Here is a 1,482-nt window from a genome sequence, read left to right as displayed (position 1 = left end):
GTATGGGGAGCAGATATGCAGGGCAAGAAAACCGGAGAAGAAACGTCACCGCATTACGCTATTAGAGGCGCGCTTTTCGCTGCGAATGATAATCCGATAGGCGAAACATCCACCCTCTTTAGCATAACCGATGTGGGTAGCTACCCCAGCGACGTACACGCGGTCACACTAGACGAAAACCACTTCATCGCCNCCTGGGATAGCGGTAATTACGGAAGCCGGGACCCAATGGCACGGACTGTTTCGCTGACCGGGAATCTTGGTAGCGTCATTGGCCAACAAACCCAGGAAGATAATGCCATCTCGGCTATCGCAAGGGCAAAAAACGACAACGCCTTTATCGTCTGGAACCGTAACGACGGATATAACGATAAGACACTTTATACTCAACAAGTCACCATCAACGGCCTTGTAGGCGAACCTCAACAAATCTCCACCTACACCACGCCAGAAGAAAACCATGTGGCTCTTGCCACAGACAGCGATGGCACGCTCATCGTTACCTGGGAAAGCTGGATAGAGAATGATGACGACGCACCGGATATTTATGCCCGCCGTTTTGAGGTCACGCAAAGCAGCAATACAGAAACCGGCGGAGCAAGCAGTGGAGGAGGAAGCAGTAGTGGAGGCGGTAGCCTGCCCCTTGCTTTGCTTACTGCTCTCGTGGCGTTCGGCAGGTTTCGCAGGAACCACTGGCGGATCTCGGACCGTAGGTCAGATTAGCCTGAAAGGCGTAATCCGACATCCAGGTACGCAATGAAAGCGCAGGTGTATTACACCGCCTGAAACTGCTCCAACGCCGCCAGAATATCCAGTGCATGGCGGCGTTTCACCGGATCATGCAGATCCACCGTCACCATCAGCTCATCCACCTCTACCGAATCCAGCAACTGATCAAGCTGTTCCTGAATGGATTCTGCCGTCCCCAGCAACTGCAACCCCAGAAAGCCCTTCACGCCGGCTTCTTCTTCCGCATTCCACAACCCGGCCATGCTCTGCACCGGGGGCTTCATCCACAACGGCTGGCCCCGGAACAGGGCGAGGATGCGCTGGTAACTGGTGGTGGTCAGGTACTGGGCCTCCTCATCGGAATCCGCCGGCACCGCAGGCACCGTCAACATGGCATAAGGCCTGTCCAGCTGAGCAGAGGGCTGAAACTGATCCCGGTAGATACGCAACGCCTCACGATACAGCCGGGGCGCAAAATGCCCGGCAAAGGCATAGGGCAAGCCACGCTGCGCGGCCAGCTGCGCGCTGTACAAACTGGAGCCCAGCAACCAGATCGGCACATTGGTGCCCGCTCCCGGAATCGCGTTCACAGCCCGTGACGCATCCAACGGCCCCAGCAAACGCTGCAACTCCGCCACGTCCTGGGGAAACTGCTCCGCCCCCAGACCTTCCCGACGCAAAGCACGGCTGGTCATCGGGTCGGTTCCCGGCGCACGGCCCAGGCCCAGATCAATCCGATCAGGATAGAGACTC

General features: G+C 57.2%; 1 protein-coding gene. It reads right to left on the bottom strand.

What is annotated here, in order from left to right; genetic code table 11:
• Positions 1-773 precede the first annotated feature (773 nt).
• A partial coding sequence (locus A3730_RS24560) for an MsnO8 family LLM class oxidoreductase (RefSeq protein WP_063539182.1) occupies positions 774-1,482 on the bottom strand: 709 nt, incomplete at its 5' end.

Source organism: Alcanivorax sp. HI0044 (assembly GCF_001634945.1).
This window is presented reverse-complemented; position numbering and strand designations above follow the sequence as displayed.